Below are 25253 nucleotides of genomic sequence, written 5' to 3'. Positions count from 1 at the left end.
TTGTCATTAGGATACCATTTCTATATTTAATTTTATATATTTCTCCTCAAATTAGTGTTTCGAGCGATTTCTCTATTAATTTCATGAGATTTAGGTTTATTTTTGGTACAAAAAAGGCCGCTCAATTGGCGGCCTTTCATCTTCAATATTAATCGATTTGTGACATTTCTATTAGAGCTACGCGTTCAACTGCTTCAGTAACCGCTTTGTGGACATTTGGATCTAACGGATGCGGAACTAGATCACCGTTTCGTGTTGCATCCACAATCGCGTTAGCTGCTGCTAAAAGCATTGGGTATGTGATTTTTTTGACGTTGGCGTTTAGTGCGCCGCGGAAAATGCCTGGGAATCCTAGAACGTTGTTAACAAGGCGTCCATCAGCTGCATAGGCTGCCCCTGCTGCAATGGCATCTTCTGGTGTAATTTCAGGATAAGGATTAGACAGTGCCAAAATGATTTGTCCTTCACGCACCATAGAAGGTTGAATCAAACCCGATACCCCCGTTGTTGCAATGACGATATCGCATTGTGCCATTATTTCTTCGACTGATCCTACAACCGTGCCACCAAAACTACGTAAACGGGATAAAGCGCTTTCTTGTCGATCAGTTCCACATACTTCTTTGACGCCATAAGCCATTAACATACGACAAATAGCTAGTCCTGCTGCCCCTAGACCAATTTGGCCGACGACAGCGTCTTTTAAATCGACATTTGCATAACGACATGCTGATAGAACTGCCGCTAATGTAACAACAGCCGTGCCATGCTGATCATCGTGCATAACTGGAATTGGTAATTCGGCTTTTAGACGCTCTTCAATTTCGAAGCAATGTGGTGAACCGATATCTTCTAATAAAATACCACCAAAACCTTGTGCAATATGTTTTATAGTTTCAACTACTTCATCAGGGTTGCTTGTATCCAGTAAAATTGGAATACCGCTAATACCAACGAATTGATCGAAAAGAACAGCTTTTCCTTCCATAACAGGCATACCTGCAACTGGTCCGATATTGCCTAAACCTAAAATGGCTGTACCGTCTGTTATAATTGCAACCGTATTACCAATACTTGTGAAGTAATGTGCTTTTTCAGGAGACCGTTGAATTTCTTGGCAAACATTTGCCACACCAGGTGTGTAAATACGACGAAGATCGCTTAGTGAACGAACGTCGATACGACTTTTCATCTGAATTTTGCCGCCTTCATGTGCTTTCATCACGTCGTCAGACACAGCACGCACGTGAATATTTTCGGCGATATTATTGATAGCCTCTACAATCTGGTCGAGCTGAGCAATATTTTCACATGTACATGAAATATCACGAATTGTTGACAAAGTGCCGATTTTCATTGTTTTAATATCGCCAATGTCACCGCCAATTGTACCGATCGCATTTGCAACCTTTGCTAAATTGCCAGGTACGGACGGAGTTTCAACTATTAGATTACGAATAATATTTTGAACGCTCATTTCTTTCCCTCCAAAATTCCAAACCGTTTTGTAAATATGGAACTAATTTTACTACTCTATATAGCTAACGTAAATACATTTCGGCATTAAAGTTACAAAATAGTCTAAATTATACGTCAATTTAATACATTTGAGGTGTTTTATTGGTAACTTTTTAAGTTTTACTGGCAACTCCCCAAAAATACATATAGAGATATAGAATACATGGTAAATCAAAAAACAGCAACCCCTCAATGTCTGGAAGGATTGCTGCTCTTCGATTAAATAACATCAGAGTAGTTCTGCGGAATATTTTCATTCCAATTTTAGCGCATCAGAATACTACTTTATTCTTTTCCCCTTCAACATCTTTTTTTCTCGTATTTTCCTCATAATTCGATCTTTACGTTTTTTAATGCCCCCCTTTGTGATTCCCTCCATATCTGCTAGTTCTTCTAGAGTGTAGCCTTCTATATATACTAAAATGAGAAGCTGTAAATCTTTTGGAGGAAGTTCTTCTAAAATATCATCTAGAATGTGTGTATCGGGCTTTTCTACATGCTGGTTTGTTGTTAGTACTTCGAGTATATCTGACTCGGATGGTACACTTCGTTCTTCATTGCGCATTTCCTTTTTCAACTCGTCGAGAACAGCACCTTGGATACAGCGATAGGCATATGGCGCAAAGTCACCGCGACCGTGGTCATATTTTGTCCAAGCGTGCCATAATCCGATGCGTGCTGCTTGTCTATATTGTTCGTGATTTCTATAAATACGGCATCTGTTCATAACACTAGTAATCATTGGTTCAAATTGCGATAGTACGATATCAAATTGATCCATTTGCTGGCCTTTCTAGTTGTGCACAACGCATTGTATTCCCGGGTAATGTTATCGTAATCGGAAGTACATTTTTTGACGAATAGATATATTTGAAGTTTAATGAGCTAAAGTTGATGTTTGATTTAGGGGTAAACCCATTTAATATTCATAATATTTGGAAAATATTCATAATTTCATATTGCTTTTGGCACACTATTTTCGTATGATGGATGAAAATGCGAGGTGTTTGATGATGTTCGATAAGAATTTAAATTTAATCACTACCCACTCAATCGTATTACTTCCTGTATTTGATGGTGATATGAAGTCGAAGGTTTTGACTAAAGATGGATATTTATTCTCGACTTTCACACCTATACAACTACTCAGAAATGCTTGTATTCGTAATGGCTCAACTCTTGAAGGTCGGATCGATGCGGCAAACGAGCTGCTCGGCTATTCAAAAAAGCTACCTCTTTATATTGGCGAAGGCATTTATGCATTTCCGACACGATCCCCATATCATCCTGAGTGCATATGGGTGTTTTATCATAATTTCCAATATTGGGCATATAGTAAAGGACAGACCATGCTTCAGTTTGAAAATGACGAAACGATTATTTTGGATATTTCCTTACATACGTTCATAACACAAAAACAGCGCTTAGCCTCTATTATTTTGTCTTTAGGTTTTAATAAACAACAAAAACTGATTCGTAGAAAATAATACAGAAAAAGCTCTCTTATTTCGTTATAAAAGTGGGCTTTTTATTTATATAAAAAATGGAATACTTTAAAAAGCACGCTTCTATTAGCGTAAATTCCTCCTATCTCCTACACATCTTTTACCATTATCCAAGTAGTAGCTACCCTTTCTAAAGAGTAATATAAGAAATCACACCCTCCAATGGGGACCTTCGAAGTCTGACCGAATCTTTAAGCAATGAGATAAAACACTTTAAATCATTAGCACTATTATTATAGAAGAAAAACTATCAAGAGCGATTATTGTAATGTTTTTCATAGGCATTTTACAAAGGATAGATACTGAAAATTGGTTGTCTATGATAATTTTTACCATACTATTTGAGATTGTAGCTCTGATATTTTGCTTTGTTATTTATCTGAATATACTTGTCCTCTTATAGAATTCTTTTCTATTAAGCTGCGCTGAAAAACCAATTAAATGGAAATATTTTGTATAACGCTGTCGTCTTATGAGAGAGCATAACTCAGCGTAATTGACGACACATTTCGTGTTTATATAGAGAATAGTCGAATTTTCTGTAACTGGAGGAAGAAAAGTGGAAAGTAGTGAACAAAAGAGGAAGAAGAGAAAATGGCCCTGGATTATTGGAGTATTCTTAGTGATGATAATTGGGTATATGTGGAGTGTATATTCAAATCTATCAACGAATATACACGAAATGCATGAGGAGATAGATAGGGGAAAATCAGATTTGCGTGAAGAACAAGTGGATTTAAATAAAAAAGAGCCATTCTCTATTTTGCTATTGGGGGTGGATCAACGCGAGAATGATAAAGGTCGGTCTGATACGATAATCGTGCTCACTGTAAACCCTGAGATGGAAAGTACAAAAATGGTGAGTATTCCTCGTGATACGTATACGAAAATTGTTGGTCATGGGACGACGGACAAGCTGAATCATGCCTATGCATTTGGTGGTATCGAAATGTCGATGGCTTCTGTAGAAAATTTACTTGGTATTCCAATTGACTATGTGACGGAAGTAAATATGGAAGGTTTCCAAGATATTGTTGATGCTGTTGGAGGCATAACAGTGAAAAGTCCACTCGCGTTTAAAGAGGAAGGCTATAGCTTTCCTAAAGGTAAGGTAAAGCTAGACGGTGAAAAGGCTCTTGCATATGTACGCATGAGGAAAGAAGATCCTAATGGTGATTTTGGTCGCCAAGAACGACAAAAACAAGTCGTTCAGGCAATTTTAGATAAAGGAATATCTGTCAGTAGTTTATGGAAATACAAAGATATTTTCAATGCACTTGGTAACAATATTTCAACAAATTTAACCTTTAATGAAATGATGGAGTTACAAAAAAATCAGAAAAGCGCAATTGGTTCGATTGAGCAGCTCTATTTCAAAGACGGACAAGGTCAAACGATGAATAGCATCTGGTATTATATTATGAATAAGGAAGAGCTGTCAGATATATCAGCTGCATTAAAAACTCATTTAAATTTAAAATGAAAGAATTTATATCTTTAGCTCTAGTTAATCTTCATTTCATTATAAACAATATTTCAATATAGCAATATTAACCCTATCAAATACTATTGATAGGGTTTTTCTAGTTCGAACGAACCATAACTTTTGAATCTATTAGACTTTAAATTATATTTCACTATCAAATTAACCCTTTTTGGTAATTTCATTGTTTTCCGTGATATTTTTCAATAGAATGAGGGTACACATTACATGGATGACAATTTGAAATACAACGAGGAGTGATTTTTGTGAAAAAAGCTGCCTATTCAGTTCTGGCTACAGGTGCTCTCACACTTTTTTTAAATGGCCAAACAACAGAAGCAAGCTCAAATACTTATACGGTGAAAAGCGGTGATTCTTTATATACAATCGCGCTTAAGCACAGTACAACAGTTGCACAACTGAAAAAATCAAACAGTTTAACATCAAATGTTATATATCCGAACCAAAAATTAAAATTATCAGGAAAAGCTACGGCACAAAATTCGACTACAACATCTAATTCTGTTACCCCACATTCAGTAAAAAAGCCAGTTAAAACGGCTTCGTATAAAGTAAAAAAAGGTGACACTTTATCAAAGATTTCAACAAAATATAATGTATCTGTGAGCGCTATCCAAAAAACAAATAACATCAAGGATCATCTTATATATATAGGTCAAACGATTAAGCTTCCAACATCTTCTTCGACTACCGGCGACACCTCTACGAATGTTAATGCATCAAAGCCGGTAACAGCGGAAAAACCATCGACTCCAACAAATGTCGATGCTGCTTCGCATAAAGTTGTAGCTGGTGATACTTTATCTGGCATTGCTTATAGATATGGCATTACAATTACACAATTGAAGTCATGGAATAGCTTAACTTCTGATATAATTCGTGTTGGACAGACGTTGAAGGTCAAAAATAGCTCACCCTCAACTCCCCAACAAGATAAAGAAAATACAACAAACGTTTCTAAACCTACAACACCTACCGTTTCACCAAACCAGATTAAACAATCAGTTGTTACACTAGGTTTGTCTTTACAAAATACGCCTTATATTTGGGGTGGACAAACTACAGCAGGATTCGATTGTAGTGGTTTCATTCATTATGTATTTAATAATGCAGGCCTTTCAATGACACGTACTAATGCTGCAGGTTACGAAGCTAGATCTTATTATATTAATACGCCGCAAGTTGGCGATCTCGTATTTTTCCGTGATACTTATCAAACTGGTATTTCTCACTTAGGTATTTATATTGGTAACGGCCAATTCGTACATGCTGGTGGTACGCATGTACAAGTTTCTTCTATCAACGAATCTTATTGGGCACAACATTTTGATAGTTATAAACGTTTCTATTCATTAGACTAATGATATGAGCACTCAAACTCTTCGCAAATTGCGGAGAGTTTTTTTATATTACAGAAATAACCTATCTTGAAAAAACTCGAACATTTTAATAATGATATATTTCAAGAAAGCTGAGTTTTGTAACATTATGTTACGAGTATTTCAAATAACACTCGAATTATCAGAATTATCAAGTCCGAATTTCTCTTAAAATAAAAGCATCTCTATTTAAGTCAATGGGATTATCTAATTCCAGCTGATTTTACTCATACAAAGACTTAAATTTCACATATATATAGAACTTTTCTCTCACTTTTGTTACATAACTGTAATATAACTGTAAACGAAATGGCGTTGTGTTTCTTTTCTGAGTTCTATAAAGTATTACTTAGCTAAACAAACTAAAATTCAAAACAATCATTGCACATTATATACAAAAAATATTGTTGAAAAGTTGGAGGACTAATTGATGAATAAGAAAGCATTATTGACAGCAATCGCATCAAGTACATTTGCTTTAACACTTACGTTCGGAAGTGCAAAAGCTGCTGAAAACGACAACAACACAAATGAAGAAACAACAGTTGAGGCAAATCAAGTTGAAAAACCAACTGCTATCAAAGTTAAGAGTAATTTCAAAACAACAGCAAGCTTAAACCTACGTACTAGTGCTTCAACAAACTCAAAAGTTAAAACATCTGTTGCCGAAGGAACTGTTGTAAGTGCTTCATACAAAAAAACTATTGCCAATAAAACTTGGTACCTAGTAACTGTAAATGGTAAAAAAGGTTGGATGTCTGGTGATTACCTTTCAAAAACATCTAAAAAAGTAACAAAAATTTCTTCAAACAATGCTTCTGGGAACGCGATTGTGGATCAAGCTGTTAAATATCTTGGTACACCATACCGTTATGGTGGTACTACTACTGCCGGATTCGACTGCAGTGGTTTTACTCAATACGTATTCCAACAACAAGGTAAATCCATCACACGTACAAGTCGTTCACAACGCAGTGAAACTAGATATACAAGCAACCCGGAAGCTGGCGATTTAGTATTCTTCAACGCTGGTGGTGGCTCAATCACTCACGTAGCGATCTACATGGGCGACGGCAAAATTGTACATGCTTCTGGTAGCCAAGTTCAAGTCCAAGCTATCAACAATGGATATTGGAACACAATTTTGCACAGCTACGGTACATTTAACTAATTCTATTAAAATATAACGAGATAAGAACCTCTAAGTAATGGACTTTTAAGAAAAAGACCTTTACTTGGGGGTTTTTGTGCTTAATTGACGTTACATGTCTATTCTCGATGGCGGAGAGTTACAGAGCTTAGCTCCTATATTGTTACCTGAGTGTGTTCATATGTTTACATAGGAAGTATTTATAGTATAAAAAACCTCGAGCTTTGTTGGCTCGAGGTTTTGATATTTATTTTATTGATTCCACCGGTTCTTTTTTTGCTGGTGTGTCTGTATCTTTTGTTCCTGTTCCCTGCGTTTCTACTGGTACGTCGTCTTCTTCATCTGGTTCTTCAACATCTGTAGGCGGGGTGATTTCATCTTTGTCTTCATTTTTGTCACCTGTTCCAGATGTAGGTTGATCCGTTTTTGATGATAGGATATCAATTTTCGTGATTTGGTAATCTCCATAATCATCAATAACGATTGTGTATTGAATTGATTGTTTTATTGTTCTTTGTACACCTGTTTTTGCGTCTTTGTAAGTATATATTGAGTTGACGTTTGCTGTTGCGTATTCATCATGGATGTTCACTGTACCAACTGTATATTTCAAGTCTTGGTATTTTTTATCTTTTGATGAATAGTCTGCTATGAGTTCTTTTGCTGTTGTTGCTGCACTACTGTTTGGTAATAAGTATGTTTCGTAGTAGTTTTTGTTTTTATCTTTGATAGCGTATGGGAATAGTTCATAGTAGCCATCAATATAGTCTTTAATTAATTTCTTGTCTAAATAAGCGTCTTTCTTATGATCGTAATCTTCATCATCATCCAGTTTAATTTCTACTTCTTTGTTAGCCCATTGCGAGATAAGCTGCATAATAGAATAGACCGGAATAGCGTAACCAATTTCGGGTTGATCCGTTAAAATGATTGAGTTAATGCCGATAACATTACCAGTTCTCGCATTGACAAGCGGACCACCACTTGAACCTCGATCAAGTCGTGCTGTGATTTCATAGAGATTTGAATAAGTATATTCATCTGTGAAACTTGCGCCAATGCTACTGATTTCACCTTCAGTCGATGTACCGCCCTTATTATTCGGACTTCCGATAGCGATAACTGGCGTTTTTACATTTACTTTTGCTGTATCAAGTACAAGTGGGTCTTTGCCTTGCAAGCCAGGAACACGAATAAGTGCGATATCTGTCTTTTCAGAAATGCCAATGACTTGACCTTGAAATTCTTGACCGTGCTCATTTGATACGAAGACATAGGATGCGTCTTTTACGACATGGGCATTTGTAATGATGTCCCCTTTTCTGTTGAAAAGGAAGCCTGATCCCTGCTGTAAGTCAGTGTACACAGTGTATACTTGCGTTTTTGCGTTAGCAATAATGGCTGAAGTATCGTTTTTGGGCATCGTAATATCTGTTGAATCTTCGTTAGTCGTGCTTCCATCAATACCCTTTGTCACTGTTCCTTCTTGTTGATCCGTCTTAATATCATCTTCATCATCTTCTGGTTCTTCATTTTTCGTTGTCTTTTGGACCTCTTGGACTTTGACATCGGGAACGTCTGTAGCCTCATCATTTTTCGTGAGGAGTGTGTATATTCCGGCAATAACTGCTATGATTAAAATAACGGAAGCCGCTACACGCTTAAAGGATGTTTTTTTCGGTTTATATCTTCTATTATCGTCCACTTTACATCCACTTCCTGTCTGCATAAATTCCTTACTATAATAGACGGATGAACTACATCTAAAGTTTCAAAATATGTAGCATTCATCTTTAACAAAGTTTATCATAGCACAATCTTTTAAAAATGGAATTAGAAAGGATGATTTTTTTGAGAAAATTTCTATTATTATGTTGTACCCTCTTTTTACTCAGTGCATGCTCAGTTTCTGAAAAATATCAAAAGATTCCTTCGAATGAAACTGTAGATGAAAAGAAGCCTGAAAAAGTTGAACAAAAAGCTCCCGTCACAAAAGATAAGAAGATTTCCGTAGCCATGATTGGGGATGTGCTATTGCACGAGCAACTATTGCATTATAAAGATTACTCCCCTTCTTTTGCTGCAGTTGAAGATGATTTACAGAGCTATGACTTTCTACTTGCCAATCAGGAATCCATGCCAGTAGGAAAAGCCTTTGGACTCTCCGGCTACCCTAAATTTGCAAGTCCTGACTATATTGTTCGCGATTTAAAGGAAGCTGGGGTCGATTTCTTAACAGTCGCAAATAATCATACATTAGATCACGGTGAAAAGGGTGTCCTAGCTGCACTAAAAAATATCGAATCATACGGGTTGCCTTATGTAGGTGCTTATAAATCGGCCAAAGATCAGCAAAAGATGCGCATTGTCGATGTTAAAGGTATCAAGATCGGTATTTTAGCTTATACATATGGGACAAATGGGAATGAAACGCCACCTGGAAAAGAATATTTGGTCAATCGCATCGATCTGAATGTCATTCAGAAAGATATTAAAGAAATTCGCCCTAACTGTGATGTAGTCATCGTCAATATGCATTGGGGTATTGAATACCAATCTAAACCAAATGCCAAGCAAAAACAAATGGCAAAAGCCATTTCTAACGCAGGTGCAGATATTATTTTTGGCAATCACCCTCACGTTCTTCAACCCTATGAGAATATCGTTGCAAACGACGGTCGGAAAACACATGTGTTCTACTCGTTAGGTAATTTCTTTGCTGCCCAACAAGATAAGTTAACCTATGTTGGCGGAATCGCCTCTTTGGAAGTAGTAAAAGATGCGGCAGGTACTATTCAGGTCGATTCACCTCGGCTTATTCCAACTGCCATTATAGAGAAGAACGGGGTTTATTTTGTAGAACATTTGAAAGATGTAGAGAAACAGGCTGTGAGATCTGTTGATTGGGTTAAAGATACAGTCGGACTTGATGAGTAGGAATTGAATGGCGCCGGTGCGCTTAGTACAGGTTGTTAGTATATAATAGAAGAAACTCTTCAAAAGAAAGGTTTTATATATGAAGAAAATAAGTATTTTATCGATTCCCATTGCGGATACAACTAAAAAAGAATTTGTAAATACAGTAACAAAACAAAATGGACAAGCTTGGATTGTAACAGCGAATCCTGAAATTATTATGCTAGCTAAGGAGCTCCCTCATTATAAGAATTTGCTACTCGATGCTGATTATGTAGTAGCTGATGGTATCGGCGTTGTGATTGGTTCTAAATTGCTCGGGCACCCCTTGAAAGAACGCATCCCTGGATATGAATTGGTGCACGAGTTTTTAGCCGTTGCAAGTGCTGTTGGGGTGCACAAGGGGCAGAGTGCTGAAGCTGATAGTGCTAACAACAGACAAAGCACTCATAGCAATTCTCAGGCGATCGGGGCGCGCAATAAAATTTTCATGTATGGTGGTAAGCCTGGTATTGCTGCCAAAGCAGCGGAGATGGCTAAAGCACAGTACGCCAATATAGATATAGTTGGTGTTGCTGATGGATATGGCGGAGATGGTAACGGAGATGAAGTTGCTGCGAAGGCAGCAGCTCTAACACCGGACTATGTTTTCGTAGCATTAGGTGCTCCAAAGCAGGAAGAGTGGATTGCCGCACATCGCGATCAGTTTCCCTATGCAATACTAATGGGCGTAGGTGGCAGCTTCGATATACTATCTGGCAATATAAATCGTGCCCCGGATATTTTTCTTAAGCTCAATTTGGAGTGGTTCCATCGCTTAGTTACACAACCGACACGTTTGATCAGGATGTTAAAAATTCCGCAATTCTTACTTGCTGTTCTTAAGACTCGCCGGAAATGATTTGGAAAGCCGCCTAATTGGGCGGCTTTTTGAGTGTTTAGAGATTGGGGATTGTTGCGGAAGTTGGAGTGTTTGTTGCGCAAGTTGACCTGTTTGTTGCGGATCTCCCCTTGTTTGTTGCGCAAATACCACTGTTTGTTATTATTCTGAATATTCATATCCTTAAAAGTTAATATTCTTTCATATTAGGCATAAAAAAACCAGCTACTGCTGGTTTTAGTTTTTGAAAAGGGGTTGGATGTAATCATATTGGTACATTCGGGATTTCGTGTTCCCTATTGATTTGAGATTCATATTTTTTAATAGTCTTGATACGATATATTTATCTTCAATTTTTAAATAATGCCTACATTCTCGATTGGTCATTGTTGGTTTAAATAAGTAAAACCAATCAAGTAGTGCTTGCTGGAGTATATCTTTTTTAGAAGCTCCGCATCTTATACATTTTTGATTTTTTCTTATTGAGTACTCAATCTGCATTCCACAGAAACATATAATGCCTGGTAATAGATTTTCTGGTTGTAGATTGTATTTATTGCATAACGGGAAAGGGTTGTATGGTTTTATTTGCGACTGGAGTTTGACACAAAGTTTGTGGAATTCTTCACTGTTTAGTTGGTGCGGGAGAACGTTGAGCTGTTCGAGAAAGATGGGGATTTCCTTGTTGAACAGTAGTTGTACTTTTTTGGGGCTTTTTTTGATAAATGTGTTACTGTTTGGCATGGCAATTTTGTAGTAAATAGGTAGATCAATATTATTCTTTTGTAGCCAATATTTTAGACTGCTTGCCATACGAATTATTTGGCTTTGTGGACAATCATATATACGCTTTTTTCCGTCTACTATTTGAATTAATTGAAATGGATTTTCATGAAAACGCAATATACCGCGCATGTTTTTGACTTCAAAAATACAGATGTAGCTTGGGGTTATGATGAGTGAGTCTATTTGAATAAAACGATATTTAGAGACTTGTAATTCGGCATTTGGAAAATAGACGATTGGCAATTGAAAGTGCGTTTCTTGGATGAAATGATCGACGCGCAATTCGCCCTTATAGCCAGCTTGGATGCGATCGATATCTTGCCGGATGCTGTTGATAACTTGATGATTTGTACTAGATATTCCGTGAAGCAATCGATTGAGAGCTTGGATTTGCGGAGGTTCACTTCTTATTTTTAGTATGTTCTTCACTCCTTTTTTATTCTGATTAGATAGAATCTATCATAGTATGGCAATTTTTACAATAGTGTTGAGTGATTGTTGCGCAATTCAGGCTGATTGTTGCGGATCTCCCGTCGTTTGTTGCGCTCCTAGCCCCATTTGTTGCGCAAGTAGTCTCCTTTGTTATTATTCTAAATATTCACGTCCTCCTACCACCTCTTTTTAGGCACTAAAAAAACCGCTCGGATGGCGGTTTTTTATTTTTATATTTAATAGTGCGTACTTTGCTTTCTAATTTACCTTTTTGAGTGTTGGAAACTTTGTTGATGTGACTGTTTCACACTCATGGAACTAGTTTTTAGCGCTTTGTTGTTTTCGGCTTTTTGATTGTGACTTTTTTGCCGGATTTGTTTTTTACATTTTTTGAATCGAATTTTATTTGTACATTATATTTGTGATGATAGTTATATTTTGCTGCGTCTACTTTTACCCAAGCATTTAGTTTAGTAGTAATATCTTTTGCTTCAAATTGGACTACTTTTTCTTTTTTCTTTTTGTTGGTGCTGATTGTTTTTGGTTTCGTTAGTTTACCGTTTGTATTTACTTTAAGCCCCGTAATCCAATCGCTGTTTTTTAAGGTAATTTGGACATACTGTTTACCATTTTTGACAACTAGCTTGGCAGTTGGGTTGACATACGTATTCATGACCGATGATTTGCTTGTACCATCCGTTAGAAATTGAATCGGCACCGTATATTGCCCTTGTTTAATTGCATTCAATGTCGTTGTTGTCGCTGCTTGTGCTTGAGGTGTAGCTATAGAAGCTGCACTAAAGATTAACGCGATTATTAGTGCGATTTTGACTAATTGTTTCATAGTTGTTCCTCCTTTTCATAAAAAAATATATGCCGCCTTGGTAGACGGCATATACGGGATTATTTTTCTTTAGAGAATGATTTTGTAACAGTTGTGCTTTCAAGTTTTTTTGCTTGGATAACGCTAATTTTTACTTTGCCAGCTTTTTTACCAAGGTTTAGTTTTGAAATTTTTAATGTTTTTGATGATGCCGTTTTCCCTTTAATTGTCTTACCTTTTACATTATAGACAACGACTTTATCGCCTTTTTTTAGGTTTTTCACAGTGATTGTATCATTTGCACCTTTTGCATTTGTCACAGTGATATTTGATGTTTTTAGTTTTGTAGACTTAGCAACTGCTTTTACTGCTGCTGATTTGTAGCTTGAAATATTATAGCCTTTAGCTTGTGCTGTTACATAAATTGTTGTCTTTTTATCGCCTAGTTTTACACCACCGAAAGTAACTTCAGTGCTTGTAGCAGTTGCTGTTTTAAGTACTTTTTTATCAGCATTATAGATTTTCACTACATCACCCTTTGCTACTCCTGTAACGACAACTTTGTCATATTTTGAGTTTGCATGGTTTGTCGTAGTAATTTTTAGGCTACGTTCTGTTTTTTCTGCATTATATTCAGCAGATTTTACTGTCGACACATCTTTCCCTTCAGATTTAACAGTGTAATAAAGCGTGCCACCTGTCGAAGAAAGGTTTAATTTTTCGATTGTGCCGTTACCTGTTTTAGTACCAATTTCATTTTTCGCATCTTTATCAGAGTAGATTTTCACGATGTCTGTGTCTGCAACACCAGAAATTTCAATTTTATCTGTTGACCCCTTGGCATTCGTCACTTTTAGAACAGCCGAGTTTGTAGAAGGAGCTAGTACATCTTCTACTGTTTCTGGATCAATGATACTACTGTCTAGTTTATATGAAGCCGTGTCGAATTTTAGATCAAGTTTATGTTCTGTATCATACACACCAGGTACAACTACATGTAGAGCTGTTGCTAACTTGTCTTTTGTTTCAGAAATAGGGAATTTTACAACACGTTCGTCTTTAAGAGCATTCGTGCTGACTACTTCTGATTCTGTTAACACTTCATTTTGTACCGTTTTAAAGCCTTTAATCATAGAGCTTCCCATAAGTGTTAAGTAAGCATACTTTTGATTTTTTTCTACTTTAATGACAACTTGTGAGTTAGCATATTTCTTCATATTTGTTGATTCTAGCCCAGTTTTTTGATCGTAAAAAGCTGAATTGATAGAGTAAAGTCCATCTGCTACCACAGACTTAATATTAGCTGTATCAAATGCGATTTGGAATGGATACACTACATCGTGCACACCATTCGGAGTTGACATGACAATATGAACTTTTGTATCAATTTTTGCAGCCAAGTCTGTTACTTCAAGTTTATAAACTAAATCGCTTACTTTTTCTAGCTTTTTAAAATCTGCATCTGTTGCTTGCTTTACTAAAAACTCTTTAATGCCTTCTTCAGAAAGGAATGTAATTTCAACATATTTTTTGTCGTTTTGAACAGTTAATTTTGCTGTTTTACTAACGTTACGATCCATATGCGCTGATGCTGCACCTTTGTAAAGAAATTCAAACGGGATTTTGTATTCGCCATCCGCTATTTTGCCAGCTGTATTTTCAGTTAAATTAGTTGTAACCCCTGTGTTGTCCGCAGCTAATGCCTCTGGTGTTGCTATTGCTACCGTTCCTAGTAATAATGGTATAGCTAATGCTAACTTCGCTATGTAAGTAGATTTATAATTCATTTTGACTCCTCCTAAGTGAATTTATGGATATATCGTACCAACTAATGTTTAGGTTGTAAAGCTTATTTTGAGAATTATTCTCAATTAAATGAAATAAATTAATATGCCTCTTATTTTATTCACCGTTTCGACATACAAAAAGCGAATAAAATGGGTATAATTGGATTTAATTATTAAATAATTTAACCGAGTTTTCTTTTAGTGAATTTTTTCCTTTTTTCTTTTTCGATTAAAGTAATGCCACGAGCTTTTATTTAAATCTTTCCCCCCTGTAGTATCTTTCACTACATTGAATTTCCGATTAAAAGTGCTCACGTTAGTCGCTTTCTGATTCCATATATAACGGCAAACTAAAATCCCCTAATCCAAAGATTGTTCAAACTAACATGTTGGTTTGGATGACTATCACCGATTATTTACTGAAACATTGTGCTTATAGTTATAAATACATACTCTTTTGGAAAGTATGTATTTATAACTGAAAGAAGGCTGATAAATTATGATTAAGAAGTTTTTCGCCATTTTACTAATAAGTTCGATATCTTTTCTCGCTGGATCGTATTATACATTGAATAATCCCCCCACTAACCCCCTTGATTGGAATAATAAATCTATTTTCCAAGATAGTGTTGAATTATTTTCTGTTCTACCCCAAAACCTTGAAATAGCATTTGATGAGTTAAAAATTATCTTATCCGACTCTATAGACTTCGTTGATGATAAGATTGCAAACTTACTAAATCAAGGGAATGGTGGAGTCAAAAACGATATAGTGGACAATCAAAATGACAACCAAAATCTTTTATTTGAACCTGCCGATGAGTTACAAAATGTAAATCTTGATTATTATTTTGAAAGAAATAAAGAAATTGTAAGTGAAGAATAATTATTAGTTTTGGGGGACCACACCGATTAATTAAACGATTTGGAAAGCCGCCTATTTTGCGGCTTTTTGAGTGTTTATGGGTTGGTTTGAAGGATTGTTGATCAAAGTACGCTGTTTATTACCAAACTCACCCTTCTTGTTGCTAATGTGAATATTTACGTCTTAAATTAGGAGCTAAATTGTATCAATTGTTTAAACTAAAGCGTTATTCCTATTTGTTGATCACGATTATATTTTGATTACTGTCACGACAGTTATATAATAATGTCGTGATTTTTTTTGCATACAAAAATAGCCCATGCATTGTGTCGCATGAACTTCTCCTTTTTACTGATTATCTGATTTACTTTTGTCGTGAGATTTCAATTAGTTTTGTCGTGAGTTTAATCGTTCTCTAATTGCATTTCTCCGTTTTTCAGCCAAATTGTTTTCACATGATGTTGGTTGCTTTCATCGTAAACATCCATCATTAAGTAATCCTCATTTGTTTTCGTTAGGTAACTAATCGCTGTTATCATGCAAACCTTCGGTAATGCTTTGAATTCTACTTCTGTAAAGAAACGTTCATCCATTTCCTCATTGTAGAGTTCAATTGTTTCGTAACCAATGTCATTTAATGTGACTTGGTCAGATGTTATTAGTGCCATCCCTTTTAAAAATCGCTCGTAGCTGTAGGTCATGTGCTAATGCTCCTTTACTTGTAGACCTCGTAGGCAACTACTTCTTCGTTCTTCTTCCACAGTTCAAAAAGAACACCATTTTCTGTACAGTTGAAAAATGCTTCCCAGTGATTACCTCTTACATCATCATGTGTACAAGAGTATGCAGTAGCTAGTTTTAAACTCCATTTATTTTTAATCACATGCATGTACTGTTCGAGTACTGAGTGTTTTAAATCAATGGCCTCAATTTCTACATTGGATGCTTGTGGGTACACATGAAATACCTGTCTTAGTTGTTTCGTAAACCATTCCTTAACAAAAACCTCTTCCATTTGGATTCTCCTTTTCTCTTAAAACCTTGAATTAAACCTGTAAAACAATTACTTTCAGAGCCTTTAAATTTCATAGGCTCATTTAAAAGTAATCTCTTTTTAGGTACTGTATGTTGTTTTTAGAACACTCATGAATCTCCCTCCTAACTAAAAAGCTCTCATGCATGAATACATGAGAGCTAGAATTCAAGATAATAATATATATTTAAAAAGAGAATCCAAACGCTATGAAACAAAAAAACTCCCATCTTCCAAAGAAGATAGGAGTCTCTGAATCCGTTCGCCCAATAAGGTAAGGGGTTGGATTTAATAATCAGTTAGATTATTTTGTAGCTGATACAGTAATACCAGATTTTGCAACATTAGTTGCAGAATCTGCAGTTGTATTAGTATCTAATACTTTTACTGAAACTTTTGAAACATTACCAACTAGGATATCTTTACCAGCTGTATAGCCTTCATTACCTGTTGAATCATCAACTACAATATAAGTACCATAAGTTGCATCAGTTGCAGTTACAAATGTAGCTACAATGTTACCCGCATCTGAACCAGTTCCTGGAGCAAATGTGTAAGCTGTAGAAGGAATTACAGTATCATTAACTTTAACTTCATAGCCTGCTTCAGCACCAATAGTAGCAATATTTTCATTGAAATCTAATGTGAATGAACCATTTGTATTCCAAACAACTTTGTTAAGTTGTGGAGCAATGTTATCTTTTACATTAGCAAATCCTATGAATGCTGCTAAAGAAGAACCATCAGTTGCTTTAATGTTATTAACAGTAAGTACTGCATTAGTATCTGTAGTTGCAACAAAATCAGATGGTAAGACAATTGTTACTTCTGTACGAGCTGCATCAATTGTAATATCTGTACCAGCTGGAAGAGCTTGACCAGCTACAGTATAGTTAGCAGGGTTGTTAACAGCATTTGCTCCGAAGTCACCTACAACTGCTTTAGCAAATGTAATAACAATAGTATTTTGAGTAGTTGTATCTAAGTCAGTTTGCGCTAATTTGAAAGCAGAACCTGCTTTATCAAATGCAACAGTTTTAGCATATCCAGTTGAATCATTTGCAGTTAAAGCAGTATCTTTTACGAAACCTTTAGCAAATGCGAAGTTGTATTTGTTACCTTGTGCTGCTGGTTTTACAGGAATTTCAACAGTTTTCTTATCATCAGATAATTTAATAGCTGTAGCATCTAATAAATCTGTAACTGTAGCTGTTGTACCAGTAGTTGCATCTTTAGCAGTAACACCTGTTAAATCAGCAGGTACAGCTTTTAATTCCTCACTAAATGTCACTTTAAGAGTTTTAGCATTACCATTTGAATCATTTTCTACTGCTACATCAGAAACAGTTGGAGCAGTTACATCTATTACTAATGATACAGCTTTAGTTGTTGTAGAAACTTTATTTCCTAGTGAATCTTTAGCAGAGTCGTCAACTACAACTGTTAATGAACGTGAAGCAGCATTATCATAAAGTGTTGTACCTGTCATTGCAACTAAAAATTTTGTTTTACTTGTACCTACTTGAGTTACTGTAGAACTCACTGTACCAAGTTTTTCATCAAGAACTTTAACAGCACCTGCTACAGTACTTACAGTCATATCTTTATCGAAAGTTAATAGAATAGCATGGTCACCACTTGCTACTGCTGTTGCAACTGGAGCTACAGTATCTTGATTTACTGTGAATGATTTAGTTTGTAATGGAGTAACATTATTATTGTAGTCAGTTGCGTTAAGAACTTCTACTGTGTGTTCTGAAGAAGCATTTAATGATAAACCATTGAATGTTAATTCATCTGTACCATTACCACTAGCTGGTGTGTAAACTGTTCCATCAATTTTAACAACAGCTGCTGAAACTGGTTCAGAGAATTTAACTTTTGCAGAAGTTGCAATAGTTGAATTTGTTTTTGCAGTTACTGATTCTACAGTTGGAGCAACTTTATCTGACACTGAGAATGCTTTAGAGAATTCTTCAATACTTTCTTTGCCAGTAGTTTTTACTGCTTTAGTTGCACTTACAGTGTATGCACCATCAAAAATTTCACCAGTGCCAAGTGTAATTACTAATGTATTAGCATCTGTAAATTCACCAGTTGCATTTGCAGCAGTTACTGCAGCAGTAGTATTTGAAGCTGATTCATTAAAATTAATAGAACCTGCTACTAATTTTGAACTTGAATCAAGAACAGTATCTTCATTGATTGATTTGTTAAATGTTACTTTAACTTGTTTAGCGTTAATCGCCTCTACAGCTTTAACTTTAGCGCCAACTTCAACACCATTTTCGAATGCGCGCTCTACGCCTTCAACAGTGTAAGTATCGTTTGCAAGTGCTGCGTCGAAGTAGAATTTATCTTCGAATTTTTCTAAACCTTTATTTAAAGTTGCATCTTTGTAAAGCTGGCCTTGGAAGATTACTAGACCTTTATTTAATGCTGCATCTTTATAAAGTTGATCTTTGAAGATTACTAAACCTTTGTTTAATGAAGCATCTTTATAAAGTTGATCTTTGAAAATTACTAAACCTTTGTTTAATGAAGCATCTTTGTAAAGTTGGTCTTGGAAGATTACTAGACCTTTGCTTAGGTTACCAGAAACATAAAGTTTATTTTCGTAGATACCTGTTGCTGCTTTACCAGTTTTGTAGTATACGCCTTTGTATAGACCTGTCGCTTTTTTACCTGTTTTGTAGTAAGTATTGTTAACTACGCCAGTGTATGCTTTACCAGTTTTGTAGTATACGTTTTTGTAAGTACCTGTCGCTTTTTTACCAGCTTTGTAATACGTTTTGTTAGCTACGCCAGTAAATGCTTTACCAGTTTTATAGTATACGTTTTTGTAAGTACCTGTCGCTTTTTTACCTACTTTATAATATGTAGATTTGTATACACCAGTGAATTTCACACCGTTTTTGTATACTACGCTTTTATAAGATTTGTAACCTTTTACTACTTTACCTGTTTTAACTGATACTAATTTACCTTTTAATACCTTTACAGTTGCTGCTTTAGCGAATGCTTTATCTGAAGCACCAGTTACTGCGAACGATCCTGTTAGTACTGTTGCACCAATTACAAATGCAGTAGCTGATTTTACGAATTTAAGTTTATTGTTTACCATTTTTCATTCTCCTTTAACTGTTGGACTATCCAAAAGCTTCAAAGGCATGTATTTAAGACTGTTGTTTATCCTTTAAATTAACTTTACGTAATCCTTATTGACTATCTTAACACATACTTAAAGATATACTTAGTATATTTTTATCTTTTTTATTATTTAGAGCGTTTTTGATATTATATTCCTACTAAAATTATATAAATTTCCATTACTAGTTAACATTAATCTATTAATAAAAATTAGTAAGTACCTAGTAATTTTCTATTATAAAACACTTATTAATATAAAAGGTTATTATAATATGACTTAAATTGTATTTTATACGGGACTAATTTATAGATGAACCTTGTTGTTTTATAAATTTTAGGAGTTATGAGATTCAATATATCTATATTTATTCCACTTTAACTTTTCCTTAATTATGGATTCCGTGACACTTAAATCATTGTGCAGTGTTGATAGTAATGATAAATTTCAATTATTACCTTATAAGCCTTGATATTGGAAATTCATATAATTACGAGATGTTTTACTTTAGATTATTTATAAATTTTCAAGCAAAATAAAAAACGCAGCCAGATAATTTCTGACTACGTTTTTTCGCTAATTATCCTTCTACTGTTTCATAACTGTAAGTTGAATCAGCTATATGGAGTGCTGATTCGCCCTGAATTTCAATAGAGCCGAAAAGTTTAATATTATCGATCCCTAAAACTGAAATATTGTAAGTTCCAGCTGAAACTGAATTTGAGATTTTAAATGTTGCTACTGTTTTTGTTTTGTCCCATTTAAATGAAGATATGTTATAAGTAATACCATCTTTTTCTACACCGATAAATGGCTTTATATTATCTACAGCTTGGCTAAAAGTGATTTCAAGCGTTTGAGTTCCACTGATTTTGATTGAATTAATGGTAGTCGCTTTCCTAATCAAATCGCCATTTTCATATAGATTACCGCCATATTTACCATCTGCAATATCAGTATGGAAATAATATGTATCTTCGAAATTTGCAATACCATAGTTTTCTTCAGCATCTTTATAGAGTTCATCATTAAATAATATGTATCCAGTATTGTAATCTCCATCATTATAGAGCTTCCCATTATATAGAGCGAGGCCTTCATTTATTTCTGAATCATTATATAGTTTTTTCTCAAAAGTAGTTAAGCCTGTATTTAATTGCGCATTGATATACAATTTATCTTTGTATAGTGTTTTGGTTTTTCTTAATGCTGGTCCATAATAAAGTTCCTCATCATAGATACTATATCCCTGATTTAGTTTTGGACCGTTGTATAGTTGTCCTTTGTAAAGATTCGTTCCCGTATTTACTTTTGAACCGTTGTATAGTAAACCAAGATGTAACCTGAAGTCCTCATTTGGCCAACCATCTGGTGAGTATAGTTTACTTTTATAAACGACATATCTGCCCGGCTCTTTGCCATATTCAAAGTAATATCCTTCTAAAACACCTGTAAAGAGTTTGCCGGATTCATAATAACGCTTGCTTCCATCTACAGTATAGAGACCTGTTGCCTCTTTTCCATTCACATAGAGCGTTCCAAGGTAAAGTTTTTGCTCTTTATAAAGTTTACTTCCTTTATAAAGTTTGCCGTTTTTTACTTTAAAGCTTTTTTTGACCTTCTTTTTCGTTTCTTTTTTCGTTTCTTTTTTCGTTTCCTTTTTCTTAGGTGTCGATTCTTTTTGGCTACTAAATTTAAAGCCAACCTTTGCCCGTTCAACTTTAGATGAATTAGCGGCTTTGGCGATGTCCGTATTAGTTATCGCTATTGCTGAAGGGATTAATATAATTGAGCATAGTATAATCTGTGAGAGAGGTTTAATAAGTTTCGTTCTATTTTTCTGCATCGTTTCTAAAGCTCCTTTATGATTATTTATTTATATCCTATACTTATTTTACCATACCCTAACCTATTGTTTTGAAAAATACCAGGAAATTTGTTTCAATATTAGATCGTCATAAAAAAGCAGCACTGATTTTATAAATCAGTGCTGCTTTTTAAATATATTTAGTTTACTACTGCAATAATACCTTCTTCATCATCTAATACAAGTTCTATTCCTGAGGCGAATGGATCGCGGTTTAAAAATTCGGAAATCCATAGACGAACTGCAGCAATTAGTCCAGCTTCGCTAATGGCTTCTATTTGACCATTAATAAATGACTCCGCTGAGAACCCTTCTTCATCATCGTATGCCAATTCAGCTTGAACATCTTCTGGCATGACGTTTTTATTGCGAGCTTGGAAAAGACAGATTGCATTGATGATATCTTGTTCTGGAATGATTATCTTCTCCATGCGTTTGCATCCTCTTGTTGTTTTTTAGCTTTTAGCATGGTAAATACTTTACGAACTACTGCTATTAACACGACAATCGCAAGGATATTTACTGCAAATCCTAAAATTGAGCCAAGTGCGCCCATGCTACCGAATAGACCACCGAATAATAATCCAGCTAGTCCACCAAGCATAAGACCTTTCATAAGGCCGCCCTTCATGAAGCCACCACCTGATTTGTTAGCTGTTGTTCCGTTAGACGTTTTTGTATCTTGTTTATCTTTTTGGATATTCGAGTTTGTTGGTTGGTTATTGTTTTTGTTCGTGTTAAAGCCTTTCTTACCTGATTTATATCCTTTTGCTTCAACAGATGTTGCTTGATCGTTGAATACAAAGCTACCGACACTTGTAAATACAAGAGTGGCTGCAAATAAAGCTGCTACTAATTTTTTCAATGTTTAACCCTCCGTCAATTTTGTGTAGTTTCACTTTGGCGCTTGCCTATTAAATAGTGTAACATGCGCTGTAGTGGATTTGAACTGATATACAAGTTTTGATCAATTCCCTCATCACGAATCTTTATGTGACTTACTTAATATACGTGTGAGGAAAGTAAAAGTTTCAAAGGTGTAACAATCTTTTTCACGTTCAATTCTCTAATGTATTCATTGATATTCTCTTCAGCCAATCAATAACAGTAAGAGCTAGACTATACGATACCAATGATATGATAATACATCTCTTACTTTCAGTTCTTCAGGACTCTTAACCATAACACCTGATTTGTTTTTCACTTTTATGTTTATGCCCTGTAACTTCGGGGTAATGAATATTGGAGGGATTTTAATGACTATCAAATTATTTGTAGTTATCGCCAACTAATAAATATAAAAAAAACTCCCAGTCGCCTAAAAGGTGGTTGGGGGTTTAATTATATATATTTTCATCGCTAACTTCATTAAAGTTTATCATTCTTAAATGCTTCTACTAAGTAATTCATTTGTGAGATATAGGATGTCATGTCTGTTGAAATGAAAAATTTATCTTGTGAGAATGTGTAGAGTTCGTCGATTCTTTTTGTTGATTGTTCGGATGAACGGATGTTGGCTTCTAGTTCTTGGCGGAATGTGATGATTTCAGCCATCGTTTTATCTGTTGCTAGCTTAATGCCTAACATGCTTGTGAAAAGTTCTTTTTCAGATGCTGCTATTTTTTCGAAGAATTCGCTTGTGTAACGTGTCATTGCTTGAGTATGATTGATTTCTTTTGATTTTCCAGCGATATCTGCTGAGAGAAATGAGACTTTATCGACGATTTCATCTACTTTTTTATTAATATCCACCAAAGCTTTTTTACTTTGTTCCGCTAATTTGCGAACTTCGGCTGCTACGACAGCGAAACCTTGGCCATGTTCTCCAGCTCTTGCAGCTTCAATTGAAGCGTTTAAAGCAAGTAAGTTGGTTTGATCTGCAATACCTTCTATTATTTTCGTAATGGTTATGATTTCGTTTGTTTCTTGCTGTACTTCAGTAATGGATTTTTCAAAATTCGTAAATACTTGTTTTACATAGTTCATTTGAGCGTCAAGCTTGTCCATATTTTCATTACCTTCAGTAACTAATTGAATATTATTCTTGCCTTGTTCTTCAACCGTACTCGTGATGCTATGAATATATTCCGCCTCATTAATGATTCTTTGGATATTTTCACTTGATGCGATTAGAGATTCTCGCTCACCTTCGAGAGTGCCTTTTACTTCCGTGATACGTTCGATAAATACACTGTCGCCTTTAGCATTTTTTTCATTGGACACCTTTAATAATGCGATTAAATCCAGTAAACCATCGATCATCGATGCTTTTTCAGCTGTCGTTAATGACTTAATTTCTTCTATTATAATGTTAGATTGCATGTCGTTTTGTTTAAAGAATTTTTTCAGCATACAGTACGCTCCTATCTTTTCTTCCCAAAACCTAGAAGTACAAGGGTTTGGTTAACAAGCGATTTGTTGAATTGTTCACCATAGCTGCAGAAACCACCCAAATTAGGAAGCTTCTCAAGCTCTCGATTTAAGTCAGGGAATAGACACTGGCTTTGGAATTGTGATTTTCTTAAAATACAGTTGCAAGCTAATACGCCTTCTAATTGTACAAATTGCGAGGTAAAAGTTTGTAGCGTTTGCTGTAATGTTTCGAACGGATTCTTTGGCTCTAAAATCTCGACAATAGCGTCTTGGAAAACTTGGCAGTAAAACTGAATTGCTCCATTCGGTAGTATTTGAAATGGTGAAGCGATGAAAATCTCATCGTTAAACCTTCTGCCAATTGGGTTTGTCATAAAATATTGGTCTAGCTGGCTTTCCTTTACCCCTAATAAATTTGCGTAAACGGTCGTTGCTTTTTTCCCATCCAATTCATAGACAATTCGTTGTTCTATATCTACTTTTGTGATTTTCATCGATTTGCCTGTGCTTGTGAAAATATTTTCCTTCAACATGAAAAAATCAACGGACGGTTTCATAAAGATGACGACACCACCATTACTCGAAATTTTTCCGTTTACACTAACATAGGTTTCGATGAATTTAGCATCATCCCCCGCCGTACCACCGAATACTGGAAACCCTTCATTAGTGAAAATGGAATTGACAATTGACAGCATTTTTTCTTCAGCTGCAATTAATCCATTCGGAAATACTATCGCTAATCCTTCTTTTTCAAGCGATTGACTATTTAGGTTAATGCCTGTGTTTTTTGCCGCGGTAACTAAATCATTGCGTGAGAAAATAGGGTATTTCGAAATATCCTCCATCAGAACCGTGCTTATTCGCCCGATTTCCTTTGAAAAACTCATTGCGGCAAGTCCATTTTCTAAGAACCCAAATGGGCCAATTTCTCCTGTCGTCGTTAATCCAACAACTCGGCTATTTGGATATTGTTCATGAAACAATGCCGTTACTTCTTCAAATTTGTGTATTGTGCTTGTGAAAAATAATAATAATGCAGGTTCTGTATGTAATTTGCTTGTTACTTGATTTATTGCTTCTGCTGTATTTTTGTGCGTCGTAGAATTAGATCGTATTAATTCCATAGTAACACTCCATTTTATATTGTTAATTAGTGCATAATACCCTATAAATACCCTAATTAATCATATTTTAGATTCCATTATATCATGCGAAGGAAAAGTTTCAGTATGATATTACTAATTTTTAAAATTCTCTGAACTGTGGAGCACTTGGGTGATTGAC

Annotated in this window: 21 protein-coding genes; 7 read left to right on the top strand and 14 right to left on the bottom strand. The window is 35.3% G+C overall.

The features are described from left to right. Window positions 1–148: 148 nt before the first annotated feature. Complete coding sequence (locus JFL43_RS08035) at window positions 149–1477, bottom strand: NAD-dependent malic enzyme (RefSeq protein WP_200748616.1); 1329 nt, start codon at window positions 1475–1477, stop codon at window positions 149–151. 321 nt (window positions 1478–1798) lie between these two features. Continuing rightward, a complete protein-coding gene (locus JFL43_RS08030) occupies window positions 1799–2299 on the bottom strand; it encodes a sigma-70 family RNA polymerase sigma factor (RefSeq protein WP_200748615.1) in 501 nt (166 codons plus the stop codon). A gap of 229 nt (window positions 2300–2528) precedes the next feature. Between JFL43_RS08030 and JFL43_RS08025 the strand changes: the two genes are divergently transcribed. From JFL43_RS08025 to JFL43_RS08010, 4 genes are all read left to right on the top strand, one after another. After that, entirely contained in the window at window positions 2529–3005 is a 477-nt protein-coding gene (locus JFL43_RS08025) for a competence protein ComK (RefSeq protein ID WP_200748613.1), read from the top strand. A gap of 577 nt (window positions 3006–3582) precedes the next feature. Next, window positions 3583–4506, top strand: coding sequence for an LCP family glycopolymer transferase (locus JFL43_RS08020; protein WP_325166652.1), 924 nt, complete (start codon window positions 3583–3585; stop codon window positions 4504–4506). A gap of 266 nt (window positions 4507–4772) precedes the next feature. After that, window positions 4773–5888 (top strand): peptidoglycan endopeptidase, encoded by a 1116-nt coding sequence (locus JFL43_RS08015; RefSeq protein ID WP_157812847.1) that lies wholly within the window; start codon window positions 4773–4775, stop codon window positions 5886–5888. A 448-nt stretch (window positions 5889–6336) separates the two neighbouring features. Continuing rightward, window positions 6337–7077 carry a C40 family peptidase gene (locus JFL43_RS08010; RefSeq protein ID WP_200748612.1) on the top strand — a complete coding sequence of 247 codons (741 nt, stop codon included), beginning with the start codon at window positions 6337–6339 and terminating at the stop codon, window positions 7075–7077. Between the two features lie 226 nt (window positions 7078–7303). Here the strand turns inward: JFL43_RS08010 and JFL43_RS08005 are convergent, their stop codons facing one another. Continuing rightward, entirely contained in the window at window positions 7304–8761 is a 1458-nt protein-coding gene (locus tag JFL43_RS08005; protein ID WP_200748611.1) for a S1C family serine protease, read from the bottom strand. A 146-nt stretch (window positions 8762–8907) separates the two neighbouring features. On the opposite strand from JFL43_RS08005, the gene JFL43_RS08000 reads away from it, so the two are divergent. Together JFL43_RS08000 and JFL43_RS07995 are read left to right on the top strand one after the other, a co-directional pair. After that, window positions 8908–9993, top strand: a complete 1086-nt coding sequence (locus JFL43_RS08000; protein ID WP_200748610.1) for a CapA family protein — start codon at window positions 8908–8910, stop codon at window positions 9991–9993. Between the two features lie 79 nt (window positions 9994–10072). Then, window positions 10073–10873: a WecB/TagA/CpsF family glycosyltransferase gene (locus JFL43_RS07995; RefSeq protein WP_200748609.1), complete on the top strand. Its 801-nt coding sequence runs from the start codon at window positions 10073–10075 to the stop codon at window positions 10871–10873. Between the two features lie 216 nt (window positions 10874–11089). On the opposite strand, the gene JFL43_RS07990 is transcribed toward JFL43_RS07995, so the two are convergent. The 3 genes from JFL43_RS07990 to JFL43_RS07980 form a co-directional block, all read right to left on the bottom strand. After that, window positions 11090–12067: a nuclease-related domain-containing protein gene (locus JFL43_RS07990; protein WP_200748608.1), complete on the bottom strand. Its 978-nt coding sequence runs from the start codon at window positions 12065–12067 to the stop codon at window positions 11090–11092. Between the two features lie 328 nt (window positions 12068–12395). Then, a complete protein-coding gene (locus JFL43_RS07985) occupies window positions 12396–12914 on the bottom strand; it encodes an NEAT domain-containing protein (protein WP_200748607.1) in 519 nt (172 codons plus the stop codon). Window positions 12915–12973: 59 nt separating this feature from the next. Further along, the gene (locus JFL43_RS07980; RefSeq protein ID WP_200748606.1) at window positions 12974–14680 is read right to left on the bottom strand and encodes an NEAT domain-containing protein; all 1707 of its coding nucleotides are present in this window, start codon (window positions 14678–14680) and stop codon (window positions 12974–12976) included. 499 nt (window positions 14681–15179) lie between these two features. Between JFL43_RS07980 and JFL43_RS07975 the strand changes: the two genes are divergently transcribed. Further along, entirely contained in the window at window positions 15180–15566 is a 387-nt protein-coding gene (locus JFL43_RS07975; protein WP_200748605.1) for a hypothetical protein, read from the top strand. A 383-nt stretch (window positions 15567–15949) separates the two neighbouring features. On the opposite strand, the gene JFL43_RS07970 is transcribed toward JFL43_RS07975, so the two are convergent. The 8 genes from JFL43_RS07970 to JFL43_RS07935 form a co-directional block, all read right to left on the bottom strand. Continuing rightward, window positions 15950–16246: a hypothetical protein gene (locus tag JFL43_RS07970; protein WP_200748604.1), complete on the bottom strand. Its 297-nt coding sequence runs from the start codon at window positions 16244–16246 to the stop codon at window positions 15950–15952. Between the two features lie 14 nt (window positions 16247–16260). Continuing rightward, a complete protein-coding gene (locus JFL43_RS07965; RefSeq protein WP_200748603.1) occupies window positions 16261–16560 on the bottom strand; it encodes a hypothetical protein in 300 nt (99 codons plus the stop codon). Between the two features lie 322 nt (window positions 16561–16882). Next, complete coding sequence (locus JFL43_RS07960) at window positions 16883–19702, bottom strand: toxin-antitoxin system YwqK family antitoxin (RefSeq protein WP_200748602.1); 2820 nt, start codon at window positions 19700–19702, stop codon at window positions 16883–16885. A 604-nt stretch (window positions 19703–20306) separates the two neighbouring features. Then, window positions 20307–21572, bottom strand: a complete 1266-nt coding sequence (locus JFL43_RS07955) for a hypothetical protein (RefSeq protein ID WP_200748601.1) — start codon at window positions 21570–21572, stop codon at window positions 20307–20309. A 161-nt stretch (window positions 21573–21733) separates the two neighbouring features. Continuing rightward, window positions 21734–22024, bottom strand: a complete 291-nt coding sequence (locus JFL43_RS07950; protein ID WP_200748600.1) for a DUF2653 family protein — start codon at window positions 22022–22024, stop codon at window positions 21734–21736. Further along, window positions 22012–22458 carry a hypothetical protein gene (locus JFL43_RS07945; RefSeq protein WP_100794747.1) on the bottom strand — a complete coding sequence of 149 codons (447 nt, stop codon included), beginning with the start codon at window positions 22456–22458 and terminating at the stop codon, window positions 22012–22014. The genes JFL43_RS07950 and JFL43_RS07945 overlap by 13 nt, the downstream gene beginning before the upstream one ends. Window positions 22459–22961: 503 nt before the next feature. Further along, window positions 22962–23945, bottom strand: a complete 984-nt coding sequence (locus JFL43_RS23160) for a methyl-accepting chemotaxis protein (protein ID WP_200748599.1) — start codon at window positions 23943–23945, stop codon at window positions 22962–22964. An 11-nt stretch (window positions 23946–23956) separates the two neighbouring features. Next, complete coding sequence (locus JFL43_RS07935) at window positions 23957–25093, bottom strand: FIST signal transduction protein (RefSeq protein WP_200748598.1); 1137 nt, start codon at window positions 25091–25093, stop codon at window positions 23957–23959. Window positions 25094–25253 lie beyond the last annotated feature (160 nt).

Origin of the sequence: Viridibacillus soli (assembly GCF_016612995.1) — a bacterium.
Taxonomy (GTDB): domain Bacteria; phylum Bacillota; class Bacilli; order Bacillales_A; family Planococcaceae; genus Viridibacillus; species Viridibacillus soli.
Note: the sequence above shows the minus strand (reverse complement) of the source record. Positions and strands in the feature narration are given on the sequence as shown.